This window comes from Pseudescherichia sp., from assembly GCF_031979925.1.
Taxonomy (GTDB): Bacteria; Pseudomonadota; Gammaproteobacteria; order Enterobacterales; family Enterobacteriaceae; genus Pseudescherichia.
On record NZ_DALZFB010000002.1, the window covers coordinates 413283 to 429150 of the forward strand.

Sequence of the window (15868 nt, forward strand, 5' to 3'; positions counted from 1 at the left end):
GGGACGGCTTCATGGATCACGCAATATATACCGCGATGGGCGCGGCCAGCCAGACGCTCAACCAGCAGGCGGTCACGGCCAGCAACCTCGCGAACGCCTCCACGCCAGGCTTTCGTGCGCAGCTCAATGCGCTGCGCGCCGTGCCGGTAGAGGGCCTGTCGCTGCCAACGCGTACGCTGGTAACCGCGTCTACTCCCGGCGCGGATATGACGCCGGGCCAGATGGATTACACCTCCCGCCCGCTGGACGTTGCGCTGCAACAGGACGGCTGGCTGGCAGTGCAGACCCCGGACGGCACCGAGGGCTATACCCGCAACGGTAACATGCAGGTTAGCCCAGCGGGCCAGCTGACCATCCAGGGCAACCCGGTGATGGGCGATGCGGGTCCGATTGCCGTGCCGGAAGGGGCAGAGATCACCATTGCGGCGGACGGTACCATCTCGGCGCTGACCCCGGGGGATCCGCCTAATACGGTGTCGCCAATCGGCAAGCTGAAGCTGGTCAAGGCGACCGGGGCTGAAGTGGTGCGCGGCGATGACGGCATGTTCCGCCTCAGCCAGGCTGCCCAAGCGACCCGTGGTGCTACGCTCCAGGCCGATCCCACCATCCGTGTGATGTCGGGCGTGCTGGAGGGGAGCAACGTCAAGCCGGTTGAAGCGATGACCGATATGATCGCCAGCGCGCGTCGCTTTGAGATGCAGATGAAGGTCATCAGCAGCGTTGATGAAAATGAGCAGCGTGCTAACTCACTGCTGTCGATGAGCTAATACAGGACTATTTATGATTAACTCCTTATGGATTGCCAAGACCGGCCTCGATGCCCAGCAAACCAATATGGACGTCATCGCCAACAACCTGGCGAACGTTAGCACTAACGGTTTCAAGCGTCAGCGTGCGGTCTTTGAAGATCTGCTCTACCAGACCGTTCGCCAGCCTGGCGCGCAGTCTTCCGAGCAGACTACGCTGCCATCAGGCCTGCAGATTGGTACCGGCGTGCGTCCGGTGGCCACCGAGCGCCTGCACAGCCAGGGTAACCTCTCTCAGACTAACAACAGTAAAGACGTGGCGATCAAAGGCCAGGGTTTCTTCCAGGTAATGCTGCCGGATGGTACCTCTGCCTATACCCGTGACGGCTCTTTCCAGGTGGATCAGAACGGCCAACTGGTGACCGCAGGCGGCTTCCAGGTGCAGCCGGCTATCACCATTCCGGCAAACTCCCTGAGCATCACCATCGGTCGTGACGGCGTAGTGAGCGTGACCCAGCAGGGCCAGGCCGCGCCGGTGCAGGTAGGACAGCTCAACCTGACCACCTTTATGAACGATACCGGTCTGGAAAGCATTGGTGAGAACCTCTACACCGAAACGCAGTCCTCCGGCGCGCCGAACGATACGACGCCCGGTCTGAACGGTGCGGGGCTGCTCTACCAGGGGTATGTTGAAACCTCTAACGTGAACGTGGCTGAAGAGCTGGTGAATATGATCCAGGTTCAGCGCGCTTACGAAATTAACAGTAAAGCCGTATCGACTACCGATCAGATGCTGCAAAAACTGACGCAACTCTAAGGCGCGCTCCGGCGCGGTGGTAATCGCCGCGCCGGGCCCCTGATTTCGAAGATGAAAGCAATGCATAAATCCGCCGCGTTTCGTTATCCGCTTATGGCTTTGGTGGCACTCACCCTGAACGGGTGTGCCTGGATCCCCTCGACGCCGCTGGTGCAGGGCGCAACCACCGCGCAGCCCACGCCAGGCCCGCAGCCCATTGTCAACGGCTCTATTTTTCAGACTGCCCAGCCGATTAACTACGGCTATCAACCGCTGTTTGAGGATCGCAGACCGCGTAACGTAGGCGATACGCTGACCATCGTGCTGCAAGAGAACGTCAGCGCCAGTAAAAGCTCGTCGGCGAACGCCAGCCGCGACGGCAAAACCAATTTCGGCGTCGGGACTGCGCCGCGCTACTTAGAAGGCCTGTTCGGCAACGCCCGTGCGGATGTCGATGCCTCCGGCAGCAACAGCTTTAACGGTAAGGGTGGGGCCAACGCCAGCAACACCTTCAGCGGAACGCTGACCGTCACGGTTGACCAGGTATTGGCCAACGGCAACTTACACGTCGTGGGTGAAAAACAGATCGCCATTAACCAGGGCACTGAGTTCATCCGCTTCTCCGGTGTTGTGAACCCACGCACCATCAGCGGCAGCAACTCCGTTCCGTCCACCCAGGTGGCGGACGCGCGCATCGAATATGTCGGCAACGGCTATATCAATGAAGCGCAGAATATGGGCTGGCTGCAGCGCTTCTTCCTTAACCTCTCGCCGATGTAACGGGGTGACCAATGTTTAAATATCTGGCAGGGATCGCGCTGGTACTGGTAGCAACCATTGCCCAGGCCGAGCGCATCCGCGACCTCACCAGCGTACAGGGCGTACGACAGAACTCACTGATTGGCTACGGGCTGGTTGTCGGCCTGGATGGGACGGGCGACCAGACCACCCAGACGCCGTTCACTACCCAGAGCCTGAACAACATGCTCTCCCAGATGGGGATCACCGTCCCCGCCGGGACCAACATGCAGCTCAAAAACGTGGCGGCGGTGATGGTCACCGCCCAGTTCCCGGCCTTTGCCCGCCAGGGACAGACCATCGACGTGGTGGTCTCCTCGATGGGTAACGCCAAGAGCCTGCGCGGCGGTACGCTCATCATGACCCCGCTGAAAGGGGTTGATAACCAGGTTTACGCTCTGGCGCAGGGCAACGTTCTGGTGGGCGGCGCGGGCGCGGCGGCAGGCGGTAGCAGCGTGCAGGTTAACCAGCTCAACGGCGGCCGTATCACCGGCGGCGCAGTGGTGGAGCGCGAGCTGCCCACCCAGTTTGGCTCCGGTAACACCATCAACCTGCAGCTGAACCAGGAAGATTTCACCCTCGCACAGCAGATCACCGACACCATTAACCGCGCGCGCGGCTACGGCAGCGCCTCGGCGCTGGATGCGCGTACGATCCAGATCCGCGTCCCGAGCGGCAACAGCTCACAGGTGCGTTTCCTCGCCGATATTCAAAATATGGAAGTGGGCGTAGCGCCGCAGGATGCGAAGGTCGTGATCAACTCCCGTACCGGCTCGGTGGTCATGAACCGCGAAGTCACCCTCGACAGCTGTGCAGTGGCCCAGGGCAACCTCTCGGTGACGGTAAACCGCCAGGCCAACGTCAGCCAGCCGGATACGCCGTTTGGCGGCGGCCAGACCGTGGTCACCCCGCAGACGCAGATCGACCTGCGCCAGAGCGGTGGTTCGTTGCAGAGCGTCCGCTCCAGCGCCAACCTGAACAACGTTGTCCGGGCGCTGAACGCGCTGGGAGCTACGCCGATCGATCTGATGTCGATCCTTCAGTCAATGCAGAGCGCAGGCTGTCTGCGTGCCAAACTGGAAATTATCTAATGCTAACTGACAGCCGGATGATGGCGAGCGCGGCATGGGATGCGCAATCGCTGAATGAACTGAAAACCCAGGCAGGGCAGGATCCGCAGGCTAACCTGCGTCCGGTGGCCCGTCAGGTGGAAGGGATGTTCGTGCAGATGATGCTGAAGAGCATGCGTGAAGCCCTGCCAAAAGACGGCCTGTTCAGCAGCGACTCCACCCGCATGTACACCAGCATGTATGACCAGCAGATTGCCCAGCAGATGACCGCAGGTAAGGGGCTGGGGCTGGCGGAGATGATGGTGAAGCAGATGTCCGGCGGCCAGAGTGAACCCGCAGAGGCACCGTCGCAGGTGCCGATGAAGTTCCCACTGGAAACGGTGACCAGTTATCAAAACCAGGCCCTGACCCAGATGGTGCGCAAGGCGATGCCGAAAACGCCCGACGGCGGAGGTAACGATGCTGCGCTCTCTGGGGATAGCAAAGAGTTCCTTGCCCAGCTGTCGCTGCCGGCGCGGCTGGCCAGTGAGCAGAGCGGGGTGCCGCACCATCTGATCCTCGCCCAGGCGGCGCTGGAGTCCGGCTGGGGCCAGCGGCAGATCAAACGGGAAAACGGCGAGCCGAGTTTCAACCTGTTTGGCGTTAAGGCCAGCGGCAGCTGGAAAGGGCCTACCACCGAGATCACCACCACCGAGTATGAGAACGGTGAGGCGAAGAAGGTGAAGGCGAAGTTCCGCGTCTACGGCTCCTATCTGGAAGCGCTGTCTGACTACGTTGGCCTGCTGTCGCGCAACCCGCGCTACGCCGCCGTCACCACCGCAGCGACCGCCGAGCAGGGGGCGCAGGCGTTGCAGAGTGCGGGCTACGCCACCGATCCGAACTATGCCCGTAAGCTTACCAGCATGATCCAGCAGCTGAAATCCCTCAGCGATAAGGTGAGCAAAGCCTACAGCAACGATATTGAAAATCTGTTCTGACAGCTCTCAAGTTCAGCCAGGCGCTGCCGATAATCGTTAGCAGGACTTATGTCTAAAAGTGTATAAGGAATCTCCATGTCCAGTAGCTTGATTAACAGCGCCATGAGCGGGCTGAGTGCAGCCCAGGCCGCGCTGAATACCGTCAGTAATAACATCTCCAGTTATAACGTCGCGGGCTATACCCGTCAGACGACGGTGCTGGCACAGGCAAACAGTACGCTGGGTGCAGGCGGTTGGGTTGGCAACGGGGTGAACGTCACCGGCGTCCAGCGCGAATATGACGCCTTCATTACCAATCAGCTGCGCGCCGCGCAGACTCAGAGCAGCGGCCTGACCACGCGCTACGAGCAGATGTCCAAAATTGATGACATGCTCTCTGGCTCGACTAATACCCTGGCCACCACCATGCAGGACTTCTTCACCAGCCTGCAAACCCTGGTGAGCAACGCCGAAGATCCCGCCTCCCGCCAGACGCTGCTGGGCAAGGCCGACGGCCTGGTAAACCAGTTCAAGGTGACCGATCAGTATCTGCGCGATCAGGATAAGCAGGTTAACCTGTCGATCTCCTCCAGCGTAGATCAGATCAATAACTACACCACCCAGATCGCGAATCTTAACGATCAGATTTCACGTCTGACCGGGGTAGGCGCAGGCTCCTCGCCGAACAACCTGCTGGACCAGCGCGATCAGCTGGTGAGCGAACTCAATAAGATTGTTGGCGTGGAAGTGAGCATCCAGGACGGCGGCACCTATAACATCAGCATGGCGAACGGCTACACCCTGGTGCAGGGCAGCTCTGCACGCCAGCTGGCTGCCGTACCGTCCAGCGCGGATCCGTCCCGTACCACCGTGGCCTACGTTGATGCCACCGCGGGCAACGTGGAGATCCCAGAGAAGCTGCTCAACAGCGGCTCCCTTGGCGGACTGCTGACCTTCCGCAGCCAGAACCTCGACCAGACCCGCAACTCGCTGGGCCAGCTGGCGCTCTCCTTTGCTGACGCCTTCAACACCCAGCATGCCAACGGCTATGACGCTAACGGCGATAAGGGCGGTGACTTCTTTACCATTGGATCGCCCTCCACGCTGAGCAACGCCAAAAACACCGGCGATGCGTCACTGACCACTACGGTGAGCGACAGCAGCAAGGTGCAGGCGACCGACTATAAGGTGGTCTACGACGGGTCGAAGTGGCAGGTGACGCGCCTGTCAGATAACACCTCGTTTACCGCTACGCCGGATGCTAACGACGGCAGCCTGAATTTTGATGGCCTGAAGGTGAACATCAGCGCCACCAACGGAGCGGGCAATAACGACAGCTTTATTATCAAGCCGACGGCCAACGCCATCGTCAATATGGATCTGGCATTCCAGGACGAGTCGAAAATTGCTATGGCGGCGTCGGCCACCAGCGGCGACAGCGATAACGTCAACGGCCAGGCGCTGCTGGATCTGCAAAAGAGCAAGAGCGTCGGGGGCAACAAGAGCTTCAACGATGCCTATGCCGCGCTGGTCAGCACCGTGGGCAGCACCACGGCCACGCTGAAGAGCAGCAGCACCACCCAGGATAACGTCGTGACCCAGCTGAGCAACCAGCAGCAGTCTATCTCCGGCGTTAACCTCGACGAAGAGTACGGTAACCTGCAGCGTTACCAGCAATATTATCTCGCTAACGCACAGGTTTTACAGACGGCAAGCTCGCTGTTTGATGCGTTACTGAACATCCGCTAAGTAAGAGGTTAATGATGCGCGTTAGCACTCAGATGATGTATGAACAAAACATGCGTGGTGTCACCAGTTCGCAGAGCAAATGGTTAAGCTACGGTGAGCAGATGTCTACCGGCAAGCGCGTAAACCGTGCCTCCGACGACCCTATCGCGGCTTCGCAGGCGGTGGTGCTCTCCCAGGCACAGGCGCAGAACAGCCAGTATCAGCTGGCCCGCACCTTCGCGACCCAGAAAGTGTCGCTGGAAGACAGCATTCTGGATCAGGTCTCTACCGCGATCCAGTCGGCGCAGTCCAAAGTGATCAACAGCGGCAATGGCTCCCTGAGCGATGATGACCGCGCCTCGCTGGCAACCGATCTGCAGGGTATCCGCGATCAGATCATGAACCTGGCCAACAGCACCGACGGCAACGGTCGCTATATCTTTGGCGGCTACAAAACCGAAAGCGCACCGTTCGATCAGGCTACCGGCCAGTACGGCGGCGGCGCGCAGCCGATTACCCAGCAGGTCGACGCCGCACGGACCATGGTGATTGCCCACACCGGCACCCAGGTCTTTGACAGCGTCACCAGCAATGCGGTGCCGGAGCCGGATGGTTCAGCCCCGGAAACGAATCTGTTTGCGATGCTGGACTCGGCAATCGCCTCGCTGAAAACGCCGGTAAGCGGGGATGAAACCGCCCAGGCCACGGCTCAGGACGTGATGGATAAAACCAACCGCGGCCTGCGCAATGCGCTTAACAACGTGCTGACCGTGCGTGCCGAAGTTGGGACCCAGCTTAATGAGCTGGATAACCTTGACTCGCTGGGTACCGATCGCGCTCTGGGCCAAACCCAGCAGATGAGCGACCTGATTGACGTTGACTGGAATGCGGCTATCTCCTCCTACACCATGCAGCAGGCGGCGTTACAGGCTTCATACAAAGCGTTCTCTGATATGCAGGGCATGTCGCTGTTCCAGATTAATTCCTAAAAACAAGAAAACCTGTCCGGCTAAATGGACAGGTCTCGGCTCTTTTTGCAGGCCGCCCTCATTGACCGGGGCGGCTTTTTTTTATCCGATGTTTGCTACTGCTGCCTGGCGACTACCCGCCACAAGACGGATCCCAAGGGCAATGAGTCCTGAAGCCGTGGCCAGCGCGACCACGCCAGGCCAGCCCGCCAGAGTGTAGATTTTGCTGCCGAGGGCAGAGCCAGCCGCCATGCCAATAAATACCACGGTAAACAGCAGGGCGTTGAGACGACCCCGCGCCTGCGGCTCCAGGCTGTAAACCAGGTTCTGGTGAGCAACAAGGCTCGACTGCAATCCGAGATCAAAGCCTACCGCCGCAATGGCAATCAACACCAGCTGCATCTGGGTAGAGAGCAGCGGCAGGGCAAACATCAGGGCAAAGGAGACGGTGACCAGTGCCGCACCCAGCTGGGTGACTTTCGCCGCCCCGACCCGGTCAGCCAGGCCACCGGCCAGCGGTGCAGCCAGCGCCCCCGCCGCCCCGGCAATGCCGAAGGTACCCGCTACCGCGCTGCCAAGGTGAAAACGATCCAGCAGCATCACCGCCAGGGTAGACCAGAAGGCGCTAAAGGCCACCGAGAGAAAACCTTGCGCCAGCGCGGCGCGGCGCAGGGCAGGGTAGCGCCCCCACAGTTGAGCTACAGAGCGCATCAGCGCCGGGTAGCTGAGGTTAGAGTGGACAGCAAAGCGCGGCAGCACCGCCCACATCACCACGCCAATAAACGCAATGCTCGCCGCCGCCAGCTGGTACATTACCCGCCAGCCAAAGGCCGCACCCACGAAGCCGCTCACCGTCCGGGAGAGCAGGATCCCCAGCAGCAGGCCGGTCATCACGGTGCCGACGGTTTTTCCCTGTTTGCCTTCTGGGGCAAGGATCGCCGCTGCGGGCACGATATCCTGCGCCATGGTCGCCGCCATCCCCAACAGCAGGCTTACCGCCAGCAGAGTATTAAGGTGGCTGGTCAGGCTACAGGCCAGCAGGAAGAGGGCCAGCGCGGCACATTTCACCAGGATCAGCATCCGGCGATCGTAGCGATCTCCTAGCGGCAGCAGAAACAGAATGCCCAGCGCGTAGCCCGTCTGAGTCAGCGTCGGCACAAGTCCCATGCCGTTAATGGTTAGATGGAGATCGCTGCCCATCAGCGGCAGCAGAGGCTGAGCATAGTAGATGGCGGCAACGCTGAATCCGGCCCCCATCGCCAGGATAAAGATAATCCAGCGCGGTACGTCAAAGGGTGATGCCTGGCGGTTCATAATCGAGTCCTCAAAGATGGTGTGAGGACATTTTTGCTGAAGATGACGTGGCGCGGTAGCCAGCCCAATGGTAAAAGGGTTATACGCGAAACGTATAGGCATAAACAATATGAAGCGAAATGAACGTATAGACAGGGTTGACCTGATGCAAACCTACGTGCGCATCGTTGAGAGCGGATCCCTGTCGGCAGCTGCCAGGCTGCTGGAGACCACCCAGGCGACGGTAAGCCGCCGTCTTCAGTCGCTGGAGGCGCTGCTGGGGGTAAAGCTGATCCTGCGCACGACCCACGCCATGAAGCTGACCGACGACGGCGAGCGCTGCTATCAACATGCCCGGCAGCTAATAGCGGCCTGGTCCACGCTTGAGGATGAGGTGAGCCACGCCGGGGATGAACCCGTCGGCACGCTGCGGGTACGCGCCCCCCACGCTTTCGGTCAGGAGCAACTGCTCGCGCCGCTGACCCATTTTCTTAGCCAGCATCCCCAGCTCTCGGTTGAGTGGATGCTAAACGATAAAAACGTCGATTTTCTGAGCGCTAACATCGACTGCGCTATCCGCGTCGGCGCGGAGATCGATCCCAGTACGGTGTCGGTACTATTGGCGGAGGTGCCGCGTAGCGTCGTGATTGCGCCTACGCTGCTGGCTCGCTACCCTGACGTGACCGGGCCGCAGCAGCTGGCGGCGCTGCCCTGGGTAGCGCTCAGTACCTTTTACCAGCACAGCATTAGCCTGACCCATATCGACGGGGCGGTTGAACAGGTGACCATTGCCCCGCGGCTCTATACCGACAGCCTCTATGTTGCGCGTAGTACGGCTCTGCAAGGATTAGGCGCGGTGATAATCTCAAGCTGGGCGGTGGCGGAGGATTTGCGTGAGGGCAGGCTGGTCAGGCTGTTGCCCGACTGGGAGCCAGCCCCGTTGCCGGTACATCTGGTCTATCCATGGGCGCGTTATTATCCGGCCCGGCTGCGGGCCTTTTTGCAAATGATGCGCGAGGCGGTCCCAGGCATCACCGGGATGCGCCTGCCTGCCACCGGGGCATAAAAAAAGCCGACCCGGAGGTCGGCTTATTATTAACAGAGCGTATTACTCAGGCTGCTGCGGGCGCGTTGCCGGGGCGGTAGCCTGATGGGTAGCGCTATGGCCGCCCGCAGAACCTTTACCCGAGAACTCAAACGCCGGGCGAACCCAGTCACTGTGGCGCGGCGGCTCAGGAACGTATTCCGGGGCTGGCGCACGGGTCATCGGTGCGGTCGCGAAGCTGTGCAGCGGTTTCGCGGCAACAGGTTCAGCGGCAACGGCTGGCTTCACCGCTACTGCCGGTTTCGGCTCAACCACTGGTTTCGCTTCTGGCTCTGGCTGTGCTTCAACAACTGGCTTCGCTTCAACAGCTGGCTGTGCTTCAACAGCTGGCTTCGTCTCAGCGACAGGCTCAGCGACTTTCACCTCTTCAGCCTCTTCGGCAGGGGCTTCAGCAGGCTCGGCAATTTCAGCGATGTGCTCAGCAACCGGGACGTCTTCCGGGGCGATCAGCTGCGGCTGCTCATCAACCGGCGTCTCAATCGCTTCAGGGTGCGTGGTTTCCACTGCGGCAGGCTGTGGCTCGCTCACGACGGTTTCCGGCTCTACAACAGCAGGCTCAGCAGCGACTGGCTCAACAGCTGTAGGTTCCACAGCGGTAGGTTCAGCGCTGACGGAGGCAGCAATCGGCTCGGCCACTGGCTCAACGGTCGGCTGCTGGATGGCTTCCGGTGCGGTCTCAACGGTAGTTTCATCCTGTACCGGCTCGATGTTCTGGGCAACCGGGTAGCGGATCCACACTTTACCTGACGCCATCTCCGGCGATGCACAGGCTACGGTCAGCGGCATCGGCGACTGGGTCGGGTAGCGTTCGTCACGGTAGCGGCGGCGGCGCTGGCCACTGACGCGCAGGTGACGCGGAGAACGGCGTGAGCGGCGCGGCATACCGGCGTTATCACGGTTCTCGGTAGAGTCGTCCTGCTCCTGAACAGGCTGCTCAACGACCGCAGGCAGATCAACTTTCGCCAGCTCGGTATGGGACGCCTGGGCATCCGTTACCGGGGCAGCGGTAGTGGTCTCTTCAACGATGGCTTCAGCGGACGTTGCCGACTCAAAACGCACTTTCTGGTTCAGCTGGCGCTGTTTGCGGCGCGGCATCACCTGAACGCGATCTTCCTGTTCCGCTTCCGGAGCTGGCTGCTCGTCGCGGTTCAGGGCTTTCACTTCCTGCTGGGCCTGACGCTTCTCGTCGTTGCGGCGGCGGTTGCGCTCGCGGCGCGACTGCTGCTGTTCATCACGGGATTTGGATTTATCCGCGTCATCAGCAACAATGGCCTGCGGCTGGCGAACCTCGCGAACTTCACCGGTCGGCTGCTGTTTTTCACGGCGGCTGCGGCGGTTTTCGTCACGTTCGCGATTATCGCGGTTATCACGACCTTCGCGCGCCTCTGCACCCTCGCTACGGCTGTCGCGGCGTTCATTACGATCGCCACGGTCACCGCGCTCGTTGCGGTCACGACGGTTATTCTGGCGCGGCTTACGACGCTCCTGGGAACGGGCCGGTTTCTCTTCTTTAACTTCCTCTTCTGCTTTTACTTCAACCGGCTGGCTGACAGGCTCGCTGGCGAACATTTTCTTCAGTGCGCCAAAGAGGCGGCCCAGCAGGCCAGTTTCCGCTGCGGCGGCAGGCTGTGTGGTAGTCGGCTGCGCTTTCTCTTCCGCGACCGGAGCCGGCTGCGGTGCAGGCGCTGGCGGAATATCAGGCATCACGAAGGTCGCCAGTGCAGGCTGTTCAGGCTGTTTGCGCTCGGCGTACTCCTCTTCGGACGGCAGCGCCATCGCCTCTTCATGCAGCTTCGGCAGCTTGTAGCTTAGGGTCGAGGTCTCTTCGCCTTTACGCACGCGCAGCACGGAGTAGTGCGGGGTTTCCATCTGGTCGTTCGGCACGATCACGCATTTAATGCCGCCCTGACGCGCTTCGATCGCGCTTACCGCCGCACGTTTTTCGTTGAGCAGGTAGGAGGCAATCGGCACGGGAACAATCGCGTGAACTTCCTGGGTGTTCTCCTTCAGCGCTTCCTCTTCAATCAGGCGCAGAATAGAGAGCGACAGGGATTCGTTGTCACGGATGGTCCCGGTACCGCTACAGCGCGGGCAGACGTGGTGGCTGGACTCGCCCAGGGATGGGCTAAGACGCTGACGGGACATCTCCAGCAGGCCAAAGCGTGAAATATGGCTGATCTGAATACGGGCACGGTCCTGGCGCACGGCTTCGCGCAGGCGGTTTTCTACCGCGCGCTGGTGGCGAACCGGGGTCATATCGATAAAGTCGATAACGATCAGGCCGCCGAGGTCACGCAGGCGCAGCTGGCGGGCAATTTCGTCGGCTGCTTCCAGGTTGGTGTTAAACGCCGTCTCTTCGATATCGCCGCCGCGGGTAGCGCGGGCGGAGTTGATATCAATCGCGGTCAGCGCTTCGGTAGAGTCGATAACGATGGAGCCGCCGGAAGGCAGACGCACTTCACGCTGGAAGGCGGACTCGATCTGCGACTCGATCTGGTAGTGGCTGAACAGCGGGATCTCACCGGTGTAGAGCTTGATTTTGCTGCTGAAATCCGGACGGCCCAGCGCGGCGATATGCTGGCGAGCCAGCTCCAGCACTTTAGGGTTATCGATAAGGATCTCACCGATATCCTGGCGCAGGTAGTCGCGGAAGGCGCGAACGATAACGTTGCTCTCCTGGTGGATCAGGAACGGAGCAGGGCGGTTTTCAGCGGCTTTCTGGATCGCTTCCCAGTGCTTCAGGCGGAAGCTGAGGTCCCACTGCAGCGCTTCGGCAGATTTGCCAACGCCTGCGGTACGAACGATCAGTCCCATGCCATCCGGCATGTCCAGGCTTGCCAGTGCCTCTTTCAGCTCGGTACGGTCGTCACCTTCGATACGGCGAGAGATACCACCCGCACGCGGGTTGTTTGGCATCAGAACCAGGTAGCTACCGGCAAGGCTGATAAAGGTGGTTAAGGCTGCGCCTTTGTTACCGCGCTCTTCTTTATCGATCTGAACAATGACTTCCTGGCCTTCACGCAGCACATCTTTGATGTTTGGGCGGCCATGGGCACTGTAATTAGCGGGGAAGTATTCGCGGGCGATCTCTTTGAGAGGGAGGAAGCCGTGACGCTCAGCACCGTAGTCAACAAATGCGGCTTCAAGGCTCGGTTCGATACGGGTAATTTTGCCTTTGTAGATGTTCGCTTTTTTCTGTTCGTGTCCCGGGCTTTCGATATCCAGGTCGTACAGGCGCTGCCCATCAACAAGGGCGACGCGCAACTCTTCCTGCTGAGTTGCGTTAATTAACATTCTTTTCATCGTAACTTACTCATTATTCTTACATTGACGACTAAGCTGCGGGCATAGTTAACGCCTTTCCGGGGGTGAACCGATGGCCTCGTGTCTGTTCACGTCGCCAACCTCACGGTTGTCGCACGCTTAAGAGGCGCAGAGTGTCGGCTGCCTGTATTTCATACGGAAAAACAGCGCAATTATCAGGGGAACTGCCTGGGTATTACTCTCCAGAGTCGATCCCTTTACCGGTAAGGACTGCAACCCGCAGCCCGCTAAGTGCCTGAAGGATCAATACGTCTTACGCCATTGCTGCGTGGATGATCGGACAGGCAAAACTGGTCATTCCGCAAATTTCCTTGTTTAACAAGATTCAAGCGGAAACAGCTTCATTATTCCTTGCTAAATCTGTTATAGCAAGATGACTTTTGCCATTTATCACCCGGTTACTAACAGTTTTTTCACGTTTGCCCAGGGATTGTTCTAAAACCCAGCGAAAAGCGTGATGACGGTCAACAAGAGACCGCCAGCCATAAATATAAGCATATAAAAATGAGTGGCGCGAATCGGGCTGGGCTTTTAGAATCGCCCCCCATGAAAACAGAGACTCCATCCGTAAGAATTGTTGCTATCGCGGCCGACGACGCCGGGCAACGCATCGATAACTTTTTGCGCACCCAGCTCAAGGGCGTGCCGAAAAGTATGATCTACCGCATCCTGCGTAAAGGCGAAGTGCGGGTTAATAAGAAGCGCGTGAAGCCCGAGTATAAGCTGGAAGGCGGGGATGAGGTGCGTATCCCGCCGGTACGGGTCGCCGAGCGCGAAGAGGAGGCGGTGTCGCCGCATCTGAATAAGGTAGCCGCGCTGTCGGATGTCATTCTTTATGAAGACGATCATATTCTGGTGCTGAACAAGCCCTCCGGTACCGCAGTGCACGGCGGCAGCGGACTGAGCTTCGGCGTTATTGAGGGCCTGCGCGCCCTGCGCCCGGAGGCGCGCTTCCTGGAGCTGGTACATCGTCTGGACCGTGACACCTCCGGCGTGCTGCTGGTGGCCAAGAAGCGCTCGGCGCTGCGCTCCCTGCATGAGCAGCTGCGCGATAAAGGTATGCAGAAGGACTATCTGGCGCTGGTGCGCGGCCAGTGGCAGTCGCACGTTAAAACGGTACAGGCTCCGCTGCTGAAAAATATCCTGCAGAGCGGAGAGCGAATTGTGCGGGTTAATAGCGAAGGTAAACCTTCAGAGACGCGCTTTAAGGTTGAAGAGCGCTATGCGTTCGCAACTCTGGTGCGTTGCAGCCCGATTACCGGCCGTACCCACCAGATCCGCGTTCATACCCAGCACGCCGGGCATCCTATCGCCTTTGACGATCGCTATGGTGACCGCGAGTTTGATAAGCAGCTGGCAGGCACCGGGTTAAACCGTCTCTTCCTGCATGCGGCGGCGTTGAAGTTTACCCATCCGGGTACCGGCGAAACCCTGCGCATTGAAGCGCCGCTGGATGAGCAGCTGAAGCGCTGCCTGAAGGTGTTGCGCGGCTAACGTAACGCCCGGCGGCTTCGCCTGACCCGGCCTACTATCTCGTAGGCCCGGCAAGCTTGCGCCGCCGGGCGTAAATCACGCCAGTAACGGGTTGCAGTGCTCCCGGCGCAGCATCTGGCAGAGCGCAATCAGCGGCAGCCCCACCAGCGTATTGGGATCCCGACCTTCCAGGCGGTCAAACAGCGCAATCCCCAATCCCTCACTTTTAAAGCTGCCGGCGCAGTTCAGCGGCCGCTCTTTACGCAGATAGTCAGTAATCTCCTGCTCGCTCAGGTGGCGAAAGTGGACATCAAACGGTTCGCACTCGGTTTGCAGGTGGCCGGTGGCGGAGTTATAGAGTGCCAGCCCGGTATAGAAGGTGATGATATTACCCCGCGCCTTCATTAACTGCTGAAAAGCTTTCTCCTCTGTTAACGGCTTGCCGGTGATCTCTCCGTCCAGCACGCACACCTGGTCGGATCCAATAATCAGATGGTTAGGGTAGCGAGCCGCCAGCGACTGGGCCTTGGCTTGTGCCAGGCGCAGCACCAGGTGGCGGGGGGCTTCACCAGGCTTGGGGGTCTCATCTACGCCCGGTGCGGCACACTCGAAGGCCAGGCCGAGCTTTTCCAGCAGCGCGCGGCGGTATGGTGACGTGGACGCAAGAATAATATTCGACATATTTTTTCCACCCTATATGGCATAACGAGGTCAGGCATTTTAAACTACAGGCCGCAATGTGTGCGAATAATTGGCAAAAGGCAATCACAGACTGCCTTTTTCTTTGACTCCAGAACGTTACAAAGTTAATATGCGCGCCCTATGCAAAAGGTAAAATTACCCCTGACTCTTGATCCGGTTCGTACCGCTCAAAAACGCCTTGATTACGAGGGTGTATACACTCGTGAGCAGGCCGAGCGCGTCGCTGAATCCGTAGTCAGTGTAGACAGTGATGTGGAATGCTCCATGTCGTTCGCTATCGATAACCAGCGCCTCGCGGTGTTAACCGGCGATGCAAAGGTTTCGGTAACGCTCGAGTGTCAGCGCTGCGGCAAGCCGTTTGCCCATCAGGTCTACACACAATATTGTTTCAGCCCGATCGTCAAAGACGAGCAGGCCGAAGCACTCCCGGAAGCGTATGAACCGATTCAGGTTAACGAATTCGGTGAAATCGACCTGCTGGCATTGGTCGAGGATGAAATTATCCTCTCCCTGCCGGTAGTGCCGGTGCATGATTCTGAACACTGTGAAGTGTCCGACGCGGACATGGTCTTTGGTGAACTGCCTGAAGAGGCACAGAAGCCAAACCCATTTGCCGTATTAGCCAGCTTAAAGCGTAAGTAACAGGTCTCTCCGTAGTAATGGAGTTACCGTAATTGAGGAGTAAGGTCCATGGCCGTACAACAAAATAAACCAACCCGTTCCAAACGTGGCATGCGTCGTTCCCATGACGCGCTGACCGCAGTCACCAGCCTGTCTGTAGACAAAACCTCTGGTGAGTCTCACCTGCGTCACCACATGACCGCTGACGGTTTCTACCGCGGTCGCAAGGTTATCACTAAGTAATCACGCGCAAGCGTGAGGCTTAGTGAGGAAATCCCCGTGTAAGCG

General features: G+C 59.3%; 14 protein-coding genes. 11 read left to right on the forward strand and 3 right to left on the reverse strand.

All coding sequences use genetic code 11. The features are described 5' to 3' along the window. Positions 1-11 precede the first annotated feature (11 nt). The 7 genes from RTM13_RS05425 to flgL all read left to right on the forward strand — a co-directional run bounded on the left by RTM13_RS05425 (position 12) and on the right by flgL (position 7083). Positions 12-767, forward strand: a complete 756-nt coding sequence (locus RTM13_RS05425; protein ID WP_312210767.1) for a flagellar basal body rod protein FlgF — start codon at positions 12-14, stop codon at positions 765-767. A gap of 13 nt (positions 768-780) precedes the next feature. Further along, positions 781-1563 carry a flagellar basal-body rod protein FlgG gene (gene flgG / locus RTM13_RS05430; protein ID WP_268108376.1) on the forward strand — a complete coding sequence of 261 codons (783 nt, stop codon included), beginning with the start codon at positions 781-783 and terminating at the stop codon, positions 1561-1563. 60 nt (positions 1564-1623) lie between these two features. Then, positions 1624-2322: a flagellar basal body L-ring protein FlgH gene (gene flgH / locus RTM13_RS05435; RefSeq protein ID WP_312210770.1), complete on the forward strand. Its 699-nt coding sequence runs from the start codon at positions 1624-1626 to the stop codon at positions 2320-2322. Between the two features lie 11 nt (positions 2323-2333). Then, entirely contained in the window at positions 2334-3431 is a 1098-nt protein-coding gene (locus tag RTM13_RS05440) for a flagellar basal body P-ring protein FlgI (protein WP_312210772.1), read from the forward strand. Continuing rightward, positions 3431-4387 (forward strand): flagellar assembly peptidoglycan hydrolase FlgJ, encoded by a 957-nt coding sequence (flgJ, locus tag RTM13_RS05445; RefSeq protein ID WP_312210774.1) that lies wholly within the window; start codon positions 3431-3433, stop codon positions 4385-4387. Before RTM13_RS05440 ends, flgJ begins: the two co-directional genes overlap by 1 nt. Before the next feature lie 75 nt (positions 4388-4462). After that, positions 4463-6115 (forward strand): flagellar hook-associated protein FlgK, encoded by a 1653-nt coding sequence (gene flgK / locus RTM13_RS05450; protein WP_312210775.1) that lies wholly within the window; start codon positions 4463-4465, stop codon positions 6113-6115. Positions 6116-6129: 14 nt separating this feature from the next. Continuing rightward, on the forward strand, positions 6130-7083 hold the full coding sequence (flgL, locus tag RTM13_RS05455; protein WP_312210777.1) for a flagellar hook-associated protein FlgL: 954 nt from the start codon (positions 6130-6132) through the stop codon (positions 7081-7083). 81 nt (positions 7084-7164) lie between these two features. Here flgL and RTM13_RS05460 read toward each other — a convergent pair whose 3' ends face one another. After that, complete coding sequence (locus RTM13_RS05460) at positions 7165-8376, reverse strand: MFS transporter (RefSeq protein WP_312210779.1); 1212 nt, start codon at positions 8374-8376, stop codon at positions 7165-7167. Positions 8377-8485: 109 nt separating this feature from the next. Here RTM13_RS05460 and RTM13_RS05465 point away from each other — a divergent pair, with 109 nt between their 5' ends. After that, positions 8486-9421 carry a LysR family transcriptional regulator gene (locus tag RTM13_RS05465; protein ID WP_312210781.1) on the forward strand — a complete coding sequence of 312 codons (936 nt, stop codon included), beginning with the start codon at positions 8486-8488 and terminating at the stop codon, positions 9419-9421. Between the two features lie 42 nt (positions 9422-9463). On the opposite strand, the gene rne is transcribed toward RTM13_RS05465, so the two are convergent. Further along, the gene (rne, locus tag RTM13_RS05470; RefSeq protein ID WP_312210783.1) at positions 9464-12763 is read right to left on the reverse strand and encodes a ribonuclease E; all 3300 of its coding nucleotides are present in this window, start codon (positions 12761-12763) and stop codon (positions 9464-9466) included. A gap of 567 nt (positions 12764-13330) precedes the next feature. Here rne and rluC point away from each other — a divergent pair. Beyond that, positions 13331-14278 carry a 23S rRNA pseudouridine(955/2504/2580) synthase RluC gene (rluC, locus tag RTM13_RS05475; protein WP_312210785.1) on the forward strand — a complete coding sequence of 316 codons (948 nt, stop codon included), beginning with the start codon at positions 13331-13333 and terminating at the stop codon, positions 14276-14278. Between the two features lie 75 nt (positions 14279-14353). Here the strand turns inward: rluC and RTM13_RS05480 are convergent, their stop codons facing one another. After that, complete coding sequence (locus tag RTM13_RS05480; protein WP_312210787.1) at positions 14354-14938, reverse strand: nucleoside triphosphate pyrophosphatase; 585 nt, start codon at positions 14936-14938, stop codon at positions 14354-14356. Positions 14939-15079: 141 nt separating this feature from the next. On the opposite strand from RTM13_RS05480, the gene yceD reads away from it, so the two are divergent. Together yceD and rpmF are read left to right on the forward strand one after the other, a co-directional pair. After that, a complete protein-coding gene (yceD, locus tag RTM13_RS05485; RefSeq protein WP_312210789.1) occupies positions 15080-15601 on the forward strand; it encodes a 23S rRNA accumulation protein YceD in 522 nt (173 codons plus the stop codon). A gap of 48 nt (positions 15602-15649) precedes the next feature. Then, a complete protein-coding gene (gene rpmF / locus RTM13_RS05490) occupies positions 15650-15823 on the forward strand; it encodes a 50S ribosomal protein L32 (RefSeq protein WP_042392755.1) in 174 nt (57 codons plus the stop codon). The last annotated feature ends 45 nt before the right edge of the window (positions 15824-15868 follow it).